The organism is Pelagivirga sediminicola (assembly GCF_003072125.1).
GTDB lineage: Bacteria > Pseudomonadota > Alphaproteobacteria > Rhodobacterales > Rhodobacteraceae > Roseovarius > Roseovarius sediminicola.
Genome location: NZ_QCYH01000013.1, coordinates 22106 through 40338, shown reverse-complemented (window position 1 = coordinate 40338; position 18233 = coordinate 22106). Strand labels below are relative to the sequence as shown.

Annotated in this window: 16 protein-coding genes; 1 reads left to right on the top strand and 15 read right to left on the bottom strand. The window is 61.5% G+C overall.

All coding sequences use genetic code 11. From position 1 onward, the window contains the following. Window positions 1-2 precede the first annotated feature (2 nt). The 15 genes from arcC to nhaA form a co-directional block, all read right to left on the bottom strand. Window positions 3-932: a carbamate kinase gene (arcC, locus tag DC366_RS16280; RefSeq protein ID WP_108693280.1), complete on the bottom strand. Its 930-nt coding sequence runs from the start codon at window positions 930-932 to the stop codon at window positions 3-5. Window positions 933-935: 3 nt separating this feature from the next. Next, window positions 936-1937, bottom strand: coding sequence for an ornithine carbamoyltransferase (gene argF, locus DC366_RS16275; RefSeq protein WP_108693279.1), 1002 nt, complete (start codon window positions 1935-1937; stop codon window positions 936-938). Between the two features lie 14 nt (window positions 1938-1951). Beyond that, on the bottom strand, window positions 1952-3181 hold the full coding sequence (locus DC366_RS16270; protein ID WP_108693278.1) for an arginine deiminase: 1230 nt from the start codon (window positions 3179-3181) through the stop codon (window positions 1952-1954). Between the two features lie 15 nt (window positions 3182-3196). Beyond that, window positions 3197-4648, bottom strand: coding sequence for a YfcC family protein (locus DC366_RS16265; protein ID WP_108693277.1), 1452 nt, complete (start codon window positions 4646-4648; stop codon window positions 3197-3199). Window positions 4649-4663: 15 nt separating this feature from the next. Further along, complete coding sequence (locus DC366_RS16260) at window positions 4664-5314, bottom strand: methyltransferase family protein (protein ID WP_108693276.1); 651 nt, start codon at window positions 5312-5314, stop codon at window positions 4664-4666. After that, window positions 5311-5562, bottom strand: coding sequence for a DUF2933 domain-containing protein (locus DC366_RS16255; protein ID WP_108693275.1), 252 nt, complete (start codon window positions 5560-5562; stop codon window positions 5311-5313). Before DC366_RS16255 ends, DC366_RS16260 begins: the two co-directional genes overlap by 4 nt. A 78-nt stretch (window positions 5563-5640) precedes the next feature. Further along, window positions 5641-6837, bottom strand: a complete 1197-nt coding sequence (gene nirK, locus DC366_RS16250) for a copper-containing nitrite reductase (RefSeq protein WP_207768748.1) — start codon at window positions 6835-6837, stop codon at window positions 5641-5643. Window positions 6838-6962: 125 nt separating this feature from the next. Next, a complete protein-coding gene (locus tag DC366_RS16245) occupies window positions 6963-9359 on the bottom strand; it encodes a copper-transporting P-type ATPase (protein WP_279305767.1) in 2397 nt (798 codons plus the stop codon). A 54-nt stretch (window positions 9360-9413) separates the two neighbouring features. After that, window positions 9414-10226: an enoyl-ACP reductase FabI gene (gene fabI / locus DC366_RS16240; RefSeq protein ID WP_207768747.1), complete on the bottom strand. Its 813-nt coding sequence runs from the start codon at window positions 10224-10226 to the stop codon at window positions 9414-9416. Beyond that, the gene (locus DC366_RS16235) at window positions 10223-11254 is read right to left on the bottom strand and encodes a bifunctional enoyl-CoA hydratase/phosphate acetyltransferase (protein ID WP_108693272.1); all 1032 of its coding nucleotides are present in this window, start codon (window positions 11252-11254) and stop codon (window positions 10223-10225) included. The genes fabI and DC366_RS16235 overlap by 4 nt, the downstream gene beginning before the upstream one ends. Window positions 11255-11257: 3 nt before the next feature. Continuing rightward, window positions 11258-12466 carry an acetate/propionate family kinase gene (locus DC366_RS16230; RefSeq protein ID WP_108693271.1) on the bottom strand — a complete coding sequence of 403 codons (1209 nt, stop codon included), beginning with the start codon at window positions 12464-12466 and terminating at the stop codon, window positions 11258-11260. Beyond that, window positions 12459-12638, bottom strand: coding sequence for a DUF2933 domain-containing protein (locus DC366_RS16225; RefSeq protein WP_108693270.1), 180 nt, complete (start codon window positions 12636-12638; stop codon window positions 12459-12461). The genes DC366_RS16230 and DC366_RS16225 overlap by 8 nt, the downstream gene beginning before the upstream one ends. Before the next feature lie 18 nt (window positions 12639-12656). Then, complete coding sequence (locus DC366_RS16220; protein WP_108693269.1) at window positions 12657-14417, bottom strand: DUF3141 domain-containing protein; 1761 nt, start codon at window positions 14415-14417, stop codon at window positions 12657-12659. Beyond that, on the bottom strand, window positions 14414-14716 hold the full coding sequence (locus DC366_RS16215; protein ID WP_207768746.1) for a DUF5676 family membrane protein: 303 nt from the start codon (window positions 14714-14716) through the stop codon (window positions 14414-14416). The genes DC366_RS16220 and DC366_RS16215 overlap by 4 nt, the downstream gene beginning before the upstream one ends. Window positions 14717-15327: 611 nt before the next feature. Continuing rightward, window positions 15328-16518: a Na+/H+ antiporter NhaA gene (gene nhaA / locus DC366_RS16210; protein WP_207768745.1), complete on the bottom strand. Its 1191-nt coding sequence runs from the start codon at window positions 16516-16518 to the stop codon at window positions 15328-15330. Between the two features lie 120 nt (window positions 16519-16638). On the opposite strand from nhaA, the gene DC366_RS16205 reads away from it, so the two are divergent. Continuing rightward, window positions 16639-17769 (top strand): IS110 family RNA-guided transposase, encoded by a 1131-nt coding sequence (locus DC366_RS16205; RefSeq protein ID WP_108693266.1) that lies wholly within the window; start codon window positions 16639-16641, stop codon window positions 17767-17769. Window positions 17770-18233: the final 464 nt, after the last annotated feature.

The window sequence follows — 18233 nt, the reverse complement described above, 5'->3', positions numbered from 1 at the left end:
CTCTACTCCGTTCGCTTATCCGACTTCACAGAAACGATCCGCGTCCCGGCCTTGCCGTCCAAAATGTCGAGCGCGCTGTCCAGCCGTCCGATCCCGGCCATGCCGCCGCTACCGGCAAACTCGGCGGCGGCGGCGACCTTGGGGCGCATCGACCCTGCGGGCAGGTCCAGCGTCAGCGCGTCATCGGGGGAAATCTCGCCAATCTCGGCCTGCTCGGACGTGCCGAAGTCCGTCATCACGGCGGGCACGTCCGTCAGAAGCAGAAGCGCGTCCGCGCCCAGCTCCTGCGCCAGAAGCGCGCTGGCCGCGTCCTTGTCGATCACCGCCTCGATACCGGTCAGGCCGCCGTCCTTGTCGCGCAGAACGGGGATGCCGCCGCCGCCGGTACAGATCACGATGACACCTTGATCCAAGAGCAGCTTCAGCACGCGGATATCGGGGATCTCGACAGGTTTGGGCGACGGCACGACGCGGCGCCACTTGTCGCCGTCCTGCGCGATGCTCCAACCTGCCGCTGCGGCCCGCGCCTCGGCCTCGGCCCGCTCGTATACCGGGCCGATAAACTTGGTCGGCGCCTGAAAGGCCGGATCGGTCCCATCCACGACCACCTGCGTGAGCAGTGTCGCGACCGGGCGCGCGTGGTTCAGCGCATTTTCCAGCTCCTGCTCGATCATGTAGCCGATCATGCCGCCGGACTCGGCCCCGAGCACGTCCAGCGGATAGGCCTCGTCCGGCTTGTAGGCGGCCCCCTGAAGGGCCAGCAGACCGACTTGTGGGCCGTTGCCGTGGGTAATGACCAGATCGTGGCCGGCATGCACGATTTCGGCCAGCGCGGCGGCGGCGCGGCGCGCGTTGGCCCGCTGGTTTTCCGCCGTCAGGGGCTGCCCGCGCTCCAGCAGGGCATTGCCGCCAAGGGCTGCGACGACAAGCATGGTTCAGCCCCCCAATGTGGCGACGAGAACCGCCTTGATCGTGTGCATCCGGTTCTCCGCCTGGTCAAAGACGATCGACGCGGGGCTCTCGAACACTTCCTCGGTGACTTCCATCGCATTGAGGCCAAACTCATTCTCAATGTCTTGGCCCACCTCGGTGTCGGTGTTGTGAAAGGCTGGCAAGCAGTGCATGAAGCGGGCGCGCGGATTGCCGGTTTTTTCCATCACATCGGCATTGACCTGATAGGGTTTCAGCAGGTCGATCCGCTCGGCCCATTTTTCCTTGCTTTCGCCCATCGACACCCAGACATCGGTATAGACGAAATCGGCACCCTTCACGCCCTCGTCCACATCGTCGGTGATGGTGATGCGCGCGCCGGTCTCCTTGGCGATGTCCTGCGCCTCGTCCTGTATCGCCGGCGTGGGCCAGAGCGATTTGGGCGCGCACAGTCGCACATCCATGCCCATCTTGGCCCCGCCGATGAGCAGGCTGTCGCCCATGTTGTTGCCCGCGTCCCCGATGAAGCAATAGGCGACCTCGCGCAGAGGTTTCTCGGCGTGCTCCTGCATGGTGAGAAAATCAGCCAGGATCTGCGTCGGGTGAAATTCATCCGTCAGCCCGTTATAGACTGGCACGCCCGACCAGTCGGCCAGTTCCTGCACGATCTTCTGGCCAAAGCCGCGGTATTCGATCGCGTCGTAGACGCGGCCCAGAACGCGGGCGGTGTCCTTGACCGTTTCCTTGGTGCCGATATGGGTGCCCGTGGGGCCAAGGTAGGTGACCGTCGCGCCCTGATCGTGCGCCGCCACCTCGAAGCCGACGCGCGTGCGCGTGCTGTTCTTCTCGAAGATGAGCGCGATCTCGCGGCCTTTCAGCGTCTCCACCTCGGTGCCGGAATACTTCGCGGCCTTGAGGTCCGCCGACAGCCTCAGCAGGAAGGCGATTTCGGCCGGGGTATAGTCGCGCAGCGTCAGGAAACTGCGGTTTTTCAGGTTGAAAGCCATTACTTTACTCCTTGTCACACTGCATCGCGGATGGTGGGGCAGGACATGCAGCGGCTGCCGCCCCTGCCCCGGCCCAGCTCGGCACCGGGCATTTCGATCACCTCGATCCCCTCGGCGCGCAGTGCGGCGTTGGTGTCGTCGTTGCGGTCGTAGCCCATGACCACACCGGGCCGCAGGGCCAGCACGTTGTTGCCGTCGTTCCACTGCTCGCGCGATTGCTCGAACGGGTCGTGCCCGCCGGTGGGGATGACATTGAGCTTCTTGAAGCCCATGACATCGGCGACGACATCGAACATCGCGCGCTTGTCGTGGCGCATGTCCAGCGGCTTGTTGCCTTCGGCGGGGTGCAGGTCATAGCAGGTCATCTCGTCCGCCACTTCCTTGAAGCTGGTGACGACATCGCCGCCGCAGAAGGTGAAGACCGTATCGAGGTGCATCGCCGCGCGCGATTTCGGCATCTGGCAGGCGACGACGCGGTTTGCCCGGCCTTGATCGAACAGCGCCTCGGCCAGAAGGCCCACGGCCTGAGGCGACGTCCGCTCGCCCATGCCGACCAGCACGACACCGTCACCAACGGGCATGATGTCGCCGCCTTCCAGCGTCGCGAGGCCATAGTTCTGCAACGGATCGCCCCAGATCACCTCGACCTGGCCCTCGAACTTGGGGTGATACTTGTAGATCGCAGCCGTCAGCAGCGTCTCGGGGCGGCGGGCCTGCCAATACATCGGGTTCAGCGTCACGCCGCCATAAACCCAAGCCGAGTTGTCGCGGGTGAAAAGGAAGTTCGGCAGCGGCGGCAGGACAAATCCATGGTGGCCCAGATAGGCACCGAACATGCCCGTCACCTCGAACGGGAGATCGGAGACGGTCAGCCCGCCGATCAGCCATTTCGCCAGTTCGCTCGCCGGCAAGTCGTCCATCCAGTCGCGCAATTCGCGACGCATGCCGACGCCGACATGGATGGCGGCGATGCGGTGGTCCAGCACCCATTTACGCGCCTCCGCAATCTCCAGCGTCTCCGCCAGCAGGGCACCGGTCTCCAGCACCTCGACGCCCTCATCGGTCATCGCTTGACCGAAGGCATCGTGATCCTTTTGCGCCTGTTTGACCCAGAAGACATCGTCGAACAGCATTTCCTCGCAATTGTCTGGTGTCAGACGACGATGGGCGAGACCCGGGCGACAGATGATGACCTGTCGCAATTTTCCGGATTCCGAGTGAACCCCAAGACTTTGATCGGACATCGTATTTCCTTTCGTTCAGAGAATGGCCGCGATACTGATCGCAACGGTGACAAAGATGATGAGGATGACCAGCAGCGGCCAGATGAAGACCAGCCAGCGGTCATAGGACACGCGGCCGATGGCCAGCCCGCCGATCACCACGGCGAAGGTCGGGTTGATGAGGTTCACGAGGCCGTTCGCCGACTGGTAGGCCGTGACCACCAGATCGCGGCCCACATTGGCGAAATCCGCCAGCGGCGCGAGGATCGGCATCGACAGCACGGCGAGGCCCGAGGACGAGGGCACGAGAAAGCTCATCCCCGCCTCGATCCAGAACATCAGGTTGATGAAGGCAAGCTCGCCCAAGCCGCCCAGCGTCTGCTCGGCGCTGTGCAGGATGGTGTCGGCGATCATGCCCTGCTCCATGATGACGACGATGCCGCGGGCCAGCCCGATGACCAGCGCAACACCCAGCAGATCGCGCGCCCCGTCGACGAAGCTGCCGGTCAACCGCTTCTCGCCCATGCGCGCGATGAGACCCGTCACGATGGCCGCACCGAGGAACAGCGCGCCCATACGCGCCATCCACCAGCCTTGGCTGGCGACGCCCCAGATCATCACCGCGAAGGTCAGCGCAAAGACGACCAGCACGACCTTTTGCGTGCCGGAAAGGACGTCATCGACCTCGCCTTTCGGCGTATCCTGAAGGAACAGGCGCTTGTGCGCCGCCGCCTGATGCGCCACGACCGAGCGCGAGGGGTCGGCCCGCACCGCCTTTGCGTAGCGCATGACAAAGGCGGAGCAGATCGCAAGGCCGCCGATCAGGATGACAAGGCGCAGCACGATACCGTTGGTGAAGGGTATCCCCGCCGCATCGGATGCGATCACCGTGGCAAAGGGGTTGATCGTCGAGCCCAGCACGCCGATGCCCGCGCCAATCAGGATGACGGCGACGCCCGTCACCGCGTCATAGCCGGCGGCGATCATGACGGGGATCAGGATGGCGTAGAAGGCCAGCGTTTCCTCGGCCATGCCGTAGGTCGTGCCACCCAGTGCAAACAGCGCCATCAGGATCGGGATCATCCAGACCTCGCGCCCCTTCATGCGCGTCATCGCGGTGCGGATGCCGGTATCGACCGCGCCCGTGGCGTTCACTACGCCGAGGAACCCGCCGAGGAACAGAACAAAGAGCGCCACGTCAATGGCGTTCGCGGCATAGCTGTCGGGATCGTAGAACCCGGCGATGGGCGCCAGCATCACGTCGACAAAGCCCTGTGGATTGCGCTCGGCCTCGGCGTAGCTGCCGGCGACGGCAATCTCGCGGTCCAGCGCCGGATCAAGAATGCGTTCATATTGGCCCGCCGGTATGATCCAGGTCAGCGCGGCGATCACGACGATCAGCAGGAACAGGATCGTATAGGCCGTCGGAAACCGCGACTCGAGCGCCTGTTCGTCATCGGGTGTTTTGTCCAGTTGGTCGTTCGACACTTTTATCCCTTTCCTTTAGTTTGCTTGCTGTGAGGCCGGCGTCATTGATGGAATGAACGCCGGGACGTTTTGGGCGTATGCATCAAATTGACCGCCGAATTCCGCCCGCGTCTCGCGTTCTTCTGCCCGGGCCAGCCGCACGTACATCCAGATCAACACCGGATACATCGCGAGCGTCAGCAGGGTCGGCCACTGAACAAGAAACCCTGTCAGCACCAGAACGAACCCCATATATTGCGGATGCCGGACACGTGCATAGGGCCCTGTCGTGGCCAGCGCTCCGCTACGCTGTGCCTGATAGAGCACCCGCCACGCCGCCGAGATCATCCAGAACCCAAGCCCGATCAACACGAAGCTGAGCATGTGGAAAGGGCCGAAATGCGGGTTGGTCTGCCAGCCGAACATCATTTCCGGCAGGTGTCCGGCATCGTGGGAAAACCAGTCAACCCCCGGGAAACGGGTCTGCAGCCAGCCGGACAGCAGATAGATCGTTAACGGGAAGCCATACATTTCCGTGAAAAGAGCAACGAGAAAGGCACTGAAAGCCCCAAAACTGCGCCAGTCGCGCGCAGTCTGTGGCTTGAAGAAGCTGAACGCGAACATGATGAAGATCGCGGCATTGAGCAGTGCAAAAAGCCACAAACCATAGGCAGGTGCTTCGGTCATGATTTGTCCCCGCCCCCGTGGCCGCCATGTCCGCCGTGCATGAACAGATGCATCACGACGCAGCCCAGCAAAAGGATGGCCAGAAAACCGTTACCGGCAAAGATGTGGACCCGGTGCTCGAACCCGAGCAGAACCGCGGCAATTGCAAGCGCGATAATGAGGCTGATCCCGACACGCGACCGCCAGAAGGATTGCGCGGGTTTTGCTGGTTGGGTCGGCTCGATCTGATGGGAGTCATCCGGGGTCATGTGCTGTTTGCTTTCTCTTTGCGCTCAATTTCGTCATTTGCATTTCCCCCGCCGCGATCAACGACGGGGGCAATAACGCTACTCCTGACCGTCTGGGCTAGCCGCGCCGGGTGCCTCGTCCAGGGACGAGAATATGTCCGGATTTTCCTCGCCTTCGACGATGAGGTAACCGGCGAGACCGCGCTCGGCACGCGACAGTGCGTGATCGACGAGCACGAAACGCCCGGGCACCTCGCACTTGAACTCGACAATTCCCGAGCCTCCCGGTGGCACCACAATGGTCTGCACACTTTCGAGAGGCGGTGTGACCAGCGAGCCGTGCAAATAGGCTTTGTCGAATATCTCGCCAATCACATGGAAGGCAGAGGTGTAGTTCGGGCCGCCAACGCCAAAGTAAATGCGGACCGTCTCGCCCACTTTGGCCTGCAAAGGATAGTGATCTGTCAACGCTCCGACATGCCCGTTGAAGACGAGATATTCGGCACGTTCGTCGATCAGCTTGTCGTAGCTTTCAGTCAGCACTCCGACGCTGCCAAATGGTTCTTCGGTATAGATTTCGCCCTGCATCACATAGAATTCGCGGTCGACCGAGGTCAGCCCCTCTTCGGGTTCGACCAGAATAAGGCCGTACATCCCGTTGGCAATATGGAGTGCCACGGGAGCAACCGCGCAGTGATAGACGTAAAGGCCGGGGTTCAGCGCCTTGAACTTGAAGCTGTAGCTCTCTCCCGGGCCGGGCGCGCCCAGTGACGCACCGCCGCCCGGACCTGTCACGGCGTGGAAATCGACATTATGGGCGAACCAGCTGTCCTCGTTGTTCTTGAGGTAGACCTCCACCGTGTCACCAACACGTACGCGCTGGAAGGGGCCGGGCACGGTGCCGTTGAAGGTCCAGAACCGAAAACGGCTGTTGGTGTCGAGATGGGCCTCGATTTCGATCGTCTCCAACTGGATCCGTACCGTGGCGGGTTCGGTCCGGGTGATCGGCGGCGGTACGTTCGCGGGATTCTCGCTTATGTCGGTCATGCCCGGATGGGTCGGATTGGCGCTGTAGATCCGGTTGCCCAGACTCGCTGTCGGGCGCATGTGGGACCCTGCGCCCGACTGATCGCTCTGCGCAACGGCCGCCGATGCGCCGACCATGCTTCCGAGTGTCGCTCCAGCCGAACCGACAAGAAGGTTCCGGCGGCTCAGACCCTGACCCTGCGCCTGTTGCGGGGCTTCATCCGCCCCAGCCTCAGGGCTGTTCGCGTCATGGTTTTTCTGACGTGTCATTTGCTTGTCTCCTTTGCATACTTTGGTGCTTCTGTAAGAAACCCGATGATCGGATTTCCAAATTTGTTTCTGATCGACAAGGCCGCATGCCATTGCGGGATATGAACCCTCGCCGCGCCCGCTCTTCAGAATTTCAGCCGCCGCAGTCGGAGCGCGTTCAGCACCACCGACAGGGACGACGCGCTCATCGCGAAGGCGGCAAAGATAGGGCCGATCAGGATGCCAAGGAACGGATAAAGCACGCCTGCCGCAATCGGGACGCCCGAGGCATTGTAGATCATCGCAAAGAACAGGTTCTGGCGGATGTTGCGCATGGTCGCGTGGCTTAGTTTTCGAGCCCTTACGATGCCATCAAGATTACCCTTGACCAGCGTGAAGCCCGCGCTCTCGATTGCCACGTCGGCTCCGGTGCCCATGGCAATGCCGACATCGGCCTGAGCCAGCGCCGGGGCATCGTTGACCCCATCTCCTGCCATCGCGACCTTTTTTCCCTCGGCTTGCAACTCCTTGATGATCCGGGCCTTGTCTTCGGGCAGCACGTCGGCACGGATCTCGTCGATGCCCAGCCGGCTCGCGACCGCCTGCGCCGTGCGTTTGTTGTCGCCCGTCGCCATGATGATCCGGAAGCCCTGTTCGTGCAGCGCCTCGATCGCAGCAGGGGTGCTTTCCTTTACCAGGTCAGCGACGCTCACGAGGCCGGCGATGGCGCCGTCCAGCACGATGAACATCACCGTCTCGCCCTCGTCGCGGCGCGCGTTGGCCAGATCGACCAGCGCGCCGCTGTCCAGCCCCAGATCATGGATCAGGGCCGCGTTTCCGAGGGCCACGGACTTGCCGTCCACCCGGCCTTTGACACCTTTACCGGTCACGGCCTCGAAATCCTCGGCTTTGGCAAACTCCACGCCGCGCTCTTCGGCGCCCCGCACGATGGCTTCGGCCAGCGGGTGCTCCGATCCGCGCTCCAGCGATGCTGCAAGGCGCAGCACTTCGGCCTCGTCGTGACCCTTTTCAGGCAGCACGGCCACCAGCTTGGGCTTGCCTTCGGTCAGGGTGCCGGTCTTGTCCACGATAAGTGTGTCGATCTTCTCGAACCGCTCCAGTGCCTCGGCGTTCTTGATCAGCACACCCATTTGCGCCCCGGTGCCCGTGGCCGTCATGATCGACATCGGCGTGGCAAGGCCAAGCGCACACGGGCATGCGATGATCAGCACTGCCACCGCCGATACAAGGCCATAGGCCATGGCCGGGTCCGGCCCCCAGATCGCCCAGGAAATGAACGACAGGATCGCAATGACGATGACGGCTGGCACGAACATCCCCGCCACCTTGTCGGCGTATTTTTGGATGGGGGCGCGGCTGCGTTGCGCATTCGCGACCATCTGCACGATTTGGCTGAGCACGGTATCGCTGCCCACACGTGTCGCCTCGATCACCAGACTGCCGGTGCCGTTGATGGTGGCCCCGGTGACAGGCTCTCCTTTGACCTTTTCGACCGGCACGGGTTCGCCCGAGATCATCGATTCGTCGACGGATGAGCGGCCTTCGACAACCACGCCATCCACCGGCACCTTGTCGCCGGGGCGCACCCGCAGGTGATCGCCCAACTGCACCTGGTCCAGCTCGATTTCTTCTTCGGTGCCGTCGGGGCGGATCACCAGCGCCGTCTTGGCCGCCATATCGAGCAGCGCGCGGATCGCCTTGCCGGTACCTTCGCGGGCGTGCAACTCCATCATCTGTCCTAGCAGGACCAGGACCACAATCACGGCGCCCGCTTCAAAATAGACGCCGACATTGCCGTTCTGGTCGCGGAATCCGTCGGGGAATATCCCCGGTGCGATGACGGCCACGACGCTGAAAATCCAAGCGGCACCGACGCCCATTGAGATCAGACTGAACATGTTGAGATTCATCGTGCGGAACGAATTGTAGCCGCGGACGAAAAACGGCCAACCCGACCAGAGGATCACAGGGGTCGCCAGAACCGTTTCGATCCAGAGCGCAGTGCGCTCCCCCCACAGTTCCTGGAAATATGTGAATCCGACGAATGGACCCATCGCAAGGACCAGAACCGGGATCGTCAGCAGGGCACCAACCCAGAACCGCCGGGTGAAATCCACCAGTTCGGGGTTCGGGCCGTCATCTTCGAGGCTTACGGTTTCCGGTTCCAACCCCATGCCACAAATCGGACATGACCCCGGTCCGGGATGGCGCACCTGCGCATGCATCGGGCAGGTATAGACCGTACCGCTGTAGCCCTCGGGCACGGTGTCGTATTCGCCGTCCGTTCCACTCACGCTACCATGCGCCTCGGCGTGACCGGAATGGTCGTGATGCCCGTGCTCCGCAACTTCCCCTTCCGGTATCAGGAACATACCACATTTCGGGCAGGTTCCCTCCTCGGCGCTGCGCACCTCGGGGTGCATCGAGCAGGTGTAGACCGTTCCCGAATAGCCCTCCGGAACCGTGTCAAAGCTCTCCACGTCGTCCGTCCTCTTGCCAAATTTACCCTTGGTTACGTTCATCTCGTGCCCTTTCCTGTCCTCCTCCTCGCGGGGTTTCCGCGACGAGTTTGGAACTTAGTGAAACACCATGCCATTGACATGGAATCCGGCGTCGACATGCATGACTTCGCCGGTGATTGCGGTTGTGTAGTCGCTGGCGAGCAAAAGCGCGGCGCGCCCGACCTCGTCAGCGGTAACGGTGCGGCGCAGCGGGGATTTGCGCTCGGTCTCGTCGATCAACTCGTCGAAATGTTCGATACCGGAGGCGGCGCGGGTCCTGACCGTGCCTGCCGAGATTGCGTTGACGCGAATCCCCTTGGGTCCGAGCTCATGCGCCAGATAGCGCACTGACGACTCGAGCGCGGCCTTGACCGGACCCATGACGCCGTAATGATCCACAACTCTTTCAGCACCAAGAAAACTGAGCGTCATCAGACTGCCGCCCGTGCGCATCAGCGGTTCGGCGAGTTTCCCCGTGCGGATGAAGGAATGGCAGGACACCAGCATCGCTTGCGCGAATCCGTCGGCCGAACAGTCGGTCAAGCGACCGTGCAGATCTTCAGACGGTGACCAGGCGACGGCATGCAGTACAAAATCGAGATGCCCCCAGGTCCGGGTCATGGCACCGAAGACCGCCTCCAGTTGACCGTCCTGTGCCACATCGCAGGGCAGCAGTATGGACGCGTCGATCTCGGTAGCCAACGGCTCGACGAATGGCCGGGCCTTGTCGTTGAGATAGGTCACCGCGAGGTCGGCGCCCGCAGCATGGAAATTGCGCGCCGCCGCCCAGGCCAGGCTGTGTTCATTGGCAATGCCGATGACCAGACCCTTCTTGCCGGTCATGTCGAGTAATCTGCCGGGGTTGCTCGCAAGGGAAACGTCTCTCATTCTGCGGCCTCCCTGATGGCGGCGGTTACGCTCAAGGGGCAACAGGCATGCTCTGCTTGCGGTGCGGCAGCGATGCTGCTCTCCTGCAGCTGTCCGCGCTCATTGTCAGACCCGGTTTGATGGTGCATCAATGCCGCCACGGCGAGCGATGCCATCCGGGCGGGCGCAGGGTCGGAACGAGAGGTCAGCACGACGGGTGCTGATAAACCGACGGCAACACCGGCGGCGACCGCCCGCCCGAGATACTCCAGCGCCTTGGCAAGGATATTGCCAGAAACGAGATCGGGCACCAGAAGGATGTCGGCCCGTCCTGCGACATCCGACAGGATGCCCTTTTCCTTCGCTGCCAGCGCCGAGATGGCGTTGTCGAAAGCCAGCGGCCCATCGACCTGCGCGCCGGTAATCTGGCCGCGCCGCGCCATCAGCGTCAGGCAGGCCGCATCGAGCGTCGAGGCGATGCCGCTCGCGACCGTCTCGACCGCCGAGAGAACGGCGACGTGCGGCTCTGCAATTCCAAGGATGTGCAACATATCGACGGCATTCTGGCAGATCTCGGCCTTTGCAGTCAGGTTAGGTGCGATATTGATCGCGGCATCAGTAATGCCGATCAGCCGATCGTGACCGGGCACATCGACCAGAAAGACATGACTGACCCGGCGGCCGGGTAGACGCAGGCCGCGATTCTTGTCCAGCACCGCGCGCAGCAGCACATCGGTATGCAGGTTGCCCTTCATCAGAAGATCGGCCTCGCCTTGGCGCACCATGGCCACGGCGCGGACAGCGGCTTCGGTGTCGGACGTGGCCGGAGTGATCCACGCGGGATCGACGTCCCAGCTCAGTTCGCGGCACATGGCAAGGATCGCGTCCGGCTCGCCCACCAATCGCGGCTCGACAAGACCAAGTGTCACCGCATCACGGACAGTTTCGAGAACCACCAATTGCGCGGCGTCGACCACAGCCACCCGAACTGGAGTGAGCGCGCAGGCTCTTTCGATCAGGTTTTGCAGCTTTTCAGGATTTGGGGACATGGTTCAGGCCTCCGTCCGAGCAGGTTGCGGCACCGAATCAACCGCAAGCTTCGCAGCCACATGGCAGGCGATCATCTTTTCTTCGTCGGTGGAGCGCGCCTCCACTGTCACACCGGCACCGGGTTTCGAAATGACGCCCGTCCCTGCCTTGTTCGCGGCACTGTCGAGGCTTATCCTCAGATATCCGAGCTCCGCACAAATCCGGCCGCGAACCCCGGCCGAATTTTCACCGATACCGCCGGTGAACACGACGCGGTCCAGTCCGCCGAGCGCGCCGGTCAGTCGGGCCAGATGCAACCGGGCCTGATAGCAGAAGTAATCGACAGCCTCTACGGCGGCGTCCTTACGGCTGTCGAGCAAATCCTGCATATTGCGGCTGATGCCCGAGATTCCCAAAAGGCCGCTTTGGTTGTAGAGCAGATCAGAAATCTCGTCTGCCGTCATGCCCTTTTCCCGCATCAGATAGAACAGGATACCGGGATCGAGGTCGCCGCTGCGCGTGCCCATCGGCAGGCCCGCGATCGTGGAGAACCCCATTGTCGTCTCGACGGGGCAGCCACCCCGGATCGCGGCCATCGACGCACCGTTTCCGAGATGCGCGATGATGATGCGTTCGGCACCGGTCTTCACGCCATCCTTTTGCAACGTCTCCATGATGTATTCGTAGGAAAGCCCATGAAAGCCGTAGCGTCGGACGCCGGAGTCAGTGAGGGCGCGCGGCAGAGCCGTCATCTGCGCCATACGAGGTAAATCGTGGTGAAACGAGGTGTCGAAACAGGCCACCTGCAGCAGATCGGGCCGGGTGGCCAGAACCGCGTCGATCCCCGCCAGATTGGGCGGGATGTGCAGCGGCGCCAGCGACGTCAAACGACGCAGTCGCGCCGTCAGCGCGGGCGTGACGCGCTTGGGGCAATCACATTCGGGCCCGCCATGAACAACGCGATGGCCGACCGCCACGAGATCAAGCGCCCCAGGTAAGCTGGCAATCGCGCTGAGCAACCGGGTGAGCGCTGCCTCATGGCAGTCGAGCGACCCCGGTTCATCCACCACGACAGTCTTGCGCGCATCGCTCAACTGGAAACGCGCATTTGGCAGGCCGATCCGATCAATCGACCCCGACCAGAGTCGTCTCGGGTTTCCGACTGCAGTGAACAGCGCGAACTTGAGCGAGGACGAACCCGCATTCAGTGTCAGGATGACCCGTTCAGTCATTGGTGCGGCCCCTGGCCTGATCCGAGACCTCGATTCCGGGAGCTTCAGCGGGCGTCGCGGAGCCCAGATGTGAAGCATGGCCCCGGTCTTTGTGCCCGTGGCGGAACACATGCATCGCCACCATTGCGCCGCCGACAAGCAAAAGCACCCAGTTTTCCAAAATCCATTGCATCTCTTTTGTCCCTTCCTGTCAGACCGGCAGACGCGCGTCTTTTTCGCTATCCATCCCGTCATCGCGACCACTGTAGAGTGTCCTGAATGTGCGCTCAAAGCCGGCGTCGCGGGCAACGCGTGCCCGTTCTATGGCGTCACCGACCGCCTCAAGTGTGGCCCGCTCGCGCGCGAGCATGGGGTCGTCGCGATCAAGGGGCTTGCGGGACTCGGCAATATTCTCCGCCGTTTGCCGGACAAGGTGCATCCAGGGATTGAAGCGTTCCGAGAACATCAGACGGCTGGTGCGCATCGGATGCATCCATTTCAGCATCTCTGCACTGGCCGGAGAGGTCATCAGCCGAACCCAGGGGCTGACGAATGCGGAATAGAATGTCTCGTTGGCCTCCGACAGGCGGGCGACCTTCTCGAAGGCTTCCGTCGGCACATCATGTCGCAGATCGGCGACGTCGCGCGGCTCGAACCGCACCTTGTAGTCCGGCGCGTGGCAATCGGGATCGCCCGAGGGATTGTCGATCTTCATCTCGTACAGGCCGGGCTTCAGCTTGCCGATCCGCTCAAGGCTTTCGAGAATGGCGCGATGTTCGAGACGTGCCACCGAGGCGGAAACGAAAATCCCCAAGTGCCCTACATGGGCGTTGGTCATGTAGACGATCCTCTGTCCAGCAGACTTGAGATCGGCAGTGTCCTTGTAGACCGCAGGAATCCAGCCAAGCGCCTGCGCGGGCGGTGTGATGTTGTCGCCATAGGAGGCGAAGACGATCATCGGGTTCGTGATCTTGCGCAGGTCGGCGATGCAGTGATCGCCAATACGCATTTTGCCGCTCTCAATCTGGTTATCGATAAACAGGTCCTGCGTGATTTCCAAAATTTCCTCCCGGCTGAGCGTGTAAAAGCCGTTCCACCAGCGCTCGAAGTCGAGAAAGCGCTCGCGTTCGGTATCGATGTTGGTCAGCAGGTTTGCGTATTTCTCCCAGATCGCCTTTTCCGGCTTGAGGCTCTCGAAGTTTTGCGCAAGCCAGGCGCCGTCGAAACGGCCGTCGCCCAGATCGGCGGTGAGATGAGCAAGCCACGATCCGCCCAGCAATCCGCCGGTTACCCGCATCGGGTTCACACCTTCCTCGCCCGCCCAGTAGGACAGGGGCGAGCCGTTCAGCACCACCGGACCCGCCAGACCTTCGCAATGCGCGGCCAGAAGCGTGACAGCCCAGCCAGCCTGACAGTTGCCGTAAAGCACCGGGGCCGCGCCGTCGTGACAAGCCGAGACCTCTTCGACAAAGCGACGCAGGGCGAACAGAACATCGTCGAGCTTCTGACCTGCGACAGGTTCCGGAAAGAAGATAACGAAATAGACCGGGTGGCCCTCGGCCATCGCCATCCCGACCTCGCTGTCGCGTTTGAACCCGCCGATGCCGGGACCATGGCCGGCGCGCGGATCGACAACAATCACCGGCGGCTTTGCCTCATCGACGCAATCGTCCCAGCAATTTCCGTCAATTTCGGTGATCCGCAACAGCGCGTAATTGGCAGGCTGATCGAACTGGCGCGCATCCAGCAGCGTTTCGTATTTGAAATCCAGCAGTGGCGGCATTCCGGCGCGATCATGCGCGATCATGTTGTCGGCACGTTCACGCAGCGTGTCCATGAAAAGCACCGAGCGTTCCCACAGATCGCGGCCATAGGCGACGGGATCAGGTGACGCTTGATAATCCCCAGCGAATTTAACTTCAGGATCCGTGTTTGCAGCTACTAATTTGTCGAACTTGGCTTGGGTGTTCATGCTTGTGTCCTCCGCGAAAAGAAGTTGAATGTCGGCACAAAAATCACGGCGATGTACCAGCCGTAGGCAAAGCTTTCGGCCAGACCCAGAATAGCGCTTGCCCAGCTGATCCAGGTTACGCCGGGTAACAGCGGCAACCACGCCTGGTACATTGTGGCCCCGGGAAACAGCAGTCCGAACACAACACACAACGCAAAGCTCAGTGCCAGCAGGAGGCCAAGGGTCATGCCGACCGGATAAATGCGAATGGGACTTGGATTTGACAAATGAATCACTCCTTGAAACTTGACGTCGCGCAAGCGCGAACGGCCCCGTGTTTCCACGGGCTCAATATCAAGACGTTGTCAGAGGGAGATCATTACAGGCTCAGAAACCAAAACCTGTCAAAAAATCGGGCCAACGCCGGATCGTCAAGCGATCGGCGGGCGAATGTCCAGTGCAACCATTTGGCTGCTGCCAAAAGACGGGTCCGGCATTGGGAGCCGGAAGCTCTTAAACAGGGGCTGTCTGGACCCAAGAGTCTCGGCACTTAACATCTGCTGATTGTGACAGAAAGATTGTGAAGGACAAGATGCATCGTGTGACGATTCCACGGCATCGTGATTGTCAGGACCCACATCCTGAGCATGCACTAGCAGATTGGTGCCATTCCGATCGACATCAGCCGTCTGATGGACATCGGTGTGAGCTATTCCAGCAATCAACATAGCTGTCAGAAATGCTGCCATCAAAAAACGGAAATTCCGCACGATCTTCGTAAGCACAAAATGTCGATTACTGTGGCCCATCCGCGCAACATAGCACGAAACGGGTCCAAATGATATTGACCTACGTCAAACTATTGCCATGTGCCCGGGCGGAAACGGCGACCACACGGCGAGTTCTGCCAGAAAGCCGGTAGGCCTGACAGTCAGGTGCCGCCACTTTGATGCCGTGACCTCTGCATTTCGGGTTCGCCCTGTGCAAACCACAGGACGGCAAGCCCGACAAAGGCCGACAGGCTGGAGCCGACAAGTATCACCAGACGCGCGCTGGCGGCAAATGTCGGCGTATCAAACGCAAGCGCGGTGACAAAGAGGCCCATGGTAAAGCCCACGCCAGCCAGAAGACCGGCTCCGTAGATATGTCGGAACCTGATGCCCGGTGGCAGTAAGCAGATGCCCAGTTTTACGGCGCACCAGGTCGCGCCCAGCACGCCGATCTGCTTGCCCAGAAACAGCCCGAAAAAGACCCCCATAGACACGCCGCTGGAAACATTGCGCAAAGTCTCGATCTCGATTGTGACACCTGCATTGAAGAAACCAAATAGCGGGACGATCAGAAGACTTGCCCAGGGATGCAGCATTCGGTGAGTTGTCAGCAGCGGTGAATTTCCGCGATCATCTTTGATCCCATTGGGGATGACGGCTGCGATCAGGACGCCTGCAAGGGCGGCCTCGACCCCTGCTTCGAATAAAGCCACCCAAAGCATCGCGCCCAGAACCGCCAACGCAAGCGGGTGAGCCTGACCAAGCCGGTTCAGGCCGATCATGACCCCGAACGTCACAAAGGCCAAGATCATTGGCAGGAATTGAATCTCCCCGCCGTAGAAGACCGCGATGATCGCAACCGCCCCGAGGTCGTCAAAAATGGCCAAGGCCATCAGAAATATCTTGAGACCCACAGGGATGCGACGCCCCAACAGAGACAGGAGCGCGAGGGCCAGCGCAATATCGGTCGCCATCGGGATCGCCCAGCCGCGCATGGCTTCGCCCTCGGGCGCGGTAAACGCGACATAGATGAGGGCGGGGACGACCATTCCGCCGAAAGCGGCGATCGCGGGCAATGCCGCCCGGCGCAGGGTCGACAGATGTCCGTCGACAAGCTCATGTTTGATTTCGACCCCGACAAGCACGAAGAAAATGGTCATCAGGCCCTGATTGATCCAGACGATCAGCGGTTCGTCGATCTGGTATGGTGCCAGGCCAATACGGATCGGAGCATGGTGAATTACTTTGTACAGCTCCTTTAGCGGCGAATTTGCAGCGACCAGCGCAAGAACAATGGCGCTGAGTATCAACACGCCGGATATCCTGTCGAGGCTCAGGGGCTTGACGGTCACTTTAGACCCCATGATCACGGTGTGAGCTGACTGGTTCGGTGGTCTCTCCCGCGGCATTCTCCGTTCGAGGGTTGCGCCGGATCGGCCGGTGCCGAGCCTCAAGAATGGGGGAGAGACCATATGCAGGATAGCACTTTCATTGGGTTGGATGTCCATAAGGCGACGATATCGGTCGCGGTTGCGCGCGGAGAACGTGGCGGTGAGGTCCGCCACTGGGGCACGGTTCCGCATCGGGCAGATCATGTTCGAAAGCTGGTGGAGAAACTGGCAGCAGGCGGGGGGCGATTGCTTTTCTGCTATGAAGCGGGCCCGTGCGGCTATGGCCTGTATCGCCAACTTGTCGAGATGGGGCATGACTGTATCGTGGTGGCACCCTCGCTCATTCCGGTGAAGGCTGGGGACCGGGTAAAGACGGACCGCCGCGATGCGGTCATGCTCGCAAAGCTGCACCGGGCTGGTGAATTGACAGCCGTGTGGGTGCCGGACGCGGCGCATGAAGCGATGCGCGACCTGGTCCGGGCACGGGCAACTGCGATGAAGGTGCTCAGCAAGGCACGCCAGCATCTGCAGGGCTTCCTGTTGCGCCACGGTTGCGTCTATCCCGGGAAGAAAGGCTGGACCAAGGCATACCGGCGCTGGCTGACAACGGTGCGGTTCCAGCACCCGGTGCAGCAGATCGTGTTCCAAGACTATGTCGACGCGGTGGCCGATGCCGAAGCCAGGGTCGAGAAGCTGACTGGTCAGATCGCCGACCTACTCCCAAGCTGGACCCTTGCGCCTGTGGTCGAGGCGGTTCAGGCGATGAGGGGCGTGGCCTTCATCGTCGCCGTGACGGTGGTGGCCGAGGTCGGGGACTTCCGGCGTTTCGACAACCCGCGTCAGTTGATGGCCTATCTCGGACTGACGCCGTCTGAGCATTCCAGCGGCGCCAGCGTGCGTCGCGGCGGGATCACCAAGGCCGGCAGCGGGATCGCCCGGCGCGCCCTGATCGAAGGCGCGTGGAGCTACCGGATGCAGGCGCGTGTCAGCCGCAAGCTTCACGACAGGCTCGAGGGGCTGCCCAAGGCCGTGCGGGACATCGCCTGGAAAGGGCAGCTGCGGATGTGCCAGCGCTACCGCCATCTGGTTGCGGCCGGAAAGGCGAAGGTGGTGGTCACCACGGCCATCGCACGCGAGATGGTCGGCTTCATCTGGGCCATCGCCAGGGCAGTGATGCCGTTGCCTGACGCTCCCGCTCGCATTCAAGGCTGAGAAGAGGAAAAACGCCCTGACCACGCCGGTGCGCAAGGTTGGGGGCGGAACGCGGTGGGGAACCCTCGTGCCCTGTTATGAGCCGACCCGGTCGACGCTCGCCATTTAGACCGAGGCAGCCCTAGGACGAAACCACGGTCATGCGGTATCCAACCCGCGTATGAGAGCTTGCTCAACCGTCGTCTCAGTTCCGTCTCCTACCTTGTGCATCCATATCACGCTACGCCCGGCCCGCCGGAATCTTCGTCATGAAACAAAGGCTTGACAGCGATCATGAGAGCAGGCTGCTGAAAAAGGATTTTGAACAGCTGTTTTCGTGGAGCTGATCGATACGGGTCGCAAGAGCTGTTCATCACGTCAACGAGAGAGCGCAAAAATCACCCTGTTTTGCCGGTGTCGTGGGCTGCGCCAGACTTTTTCAGCAGCCTGTTAGGTCCATTTTTTCCCGACCGGTCTCGAACCAA

What these genes read in the sequence shown, in the direction of transcription:
- argF (WP_108693279.1), bottom strand. Translation starts at nt 1,937, where the DNA reads ATGGCTTTCAACCTGAAAAACCGCAGTTTCCTGACGCTGCGCGACTAT.
- DC366_RS16270 (WP_108693278.1), bottom strand. Translation starts at nt 3,181, where the DNA reads ATGTCCGATCAAAGTCTTGGGGTTCACTCGGAATCCGGAAAATTGCGA.
- DC366_RS16205 (WP_108693266.1), top strand. Translation starts at nt 16,639, where the DNA reads ATGCAGGATAGCACTTTCATTGGGTTGGATGTCCATAAGGCGACGATA.
- DC366_RS16260 (WP_108693276.1), bottom strand. Translation starts at nt 5,314, where the DNA reads ATGACCGAAGCACCTGCCTATGGTTTGTGGCTTTTTGCACTGCTCAAT.
- arcC (WP_108693280.1), bottom strand. Translation starts at nt 932, where the DNA reads ATGCTTGTCGTCGCAGCCCTTGGCGGCAATGCCCTGCTGGAGCGCGGG.
- DC366_RS16255 (WP_108693275.1), bottom strand. Translation starts at nt 5,562, where the DNA reads ATGACCCCGGATGACTCCCATCAGATCGAGCCGACCCAACCAGCAAAA.
- nirK (WP_207768748.1), bottom strand. Translation starts at nt 6,837, where the DNA reads ATGACACGTCAGAAAAACCATGACGCGAACAGCCCTGAGGCTGGGGCG.
- DC366_RS16220 (WP_108693269.1), bottom strand. Translation starts at nt 14,417, where the DNA reads ATGAACACCCAAGCCAAGTTCGACAAATTAGTAGCTGCAAACACGGAT.
- DC366_RS16235 (WP_108693272.1), bottom strand. Translation starts at nt 11,254, where the DNA reads ATGTCCCCAAATCCTGAAAAGCTGCAAAACCTGATCGAAAGAGCCTGC.
- fabI (WP_207768747.1), bottom strand. Translation starts at nt 10,226, where the DNA reads ATGAGAGACGTTTCCCTTGCGAGCAACCCCGGCAGATTACTCGACATG.
- DC366_RS16225 (WP_108693270.1), bottom strand. Translation starts at nt 12,638, where the DNA reads ATGCAATGGATTTTGGAAAACTGGGTGCTTTTGCTTGTCGGCGGCGCA.
- DC366_RS16245 (WP_279305767.1), bottom strand. Translation starts at nt 9,359, where the DNA reads ATGAACGTAACCAAGGGTAAATTTGGCAAGAGGACGGACGACGTGGAG.
- DC366_RS16230 (WP_108693271.1), bottom strand. Translation starts at nt 12,466, where the DNA reads ATGACTGAACGGGTCATCCTGACACTGAATGCGGGTTCGTCCTCGCTC.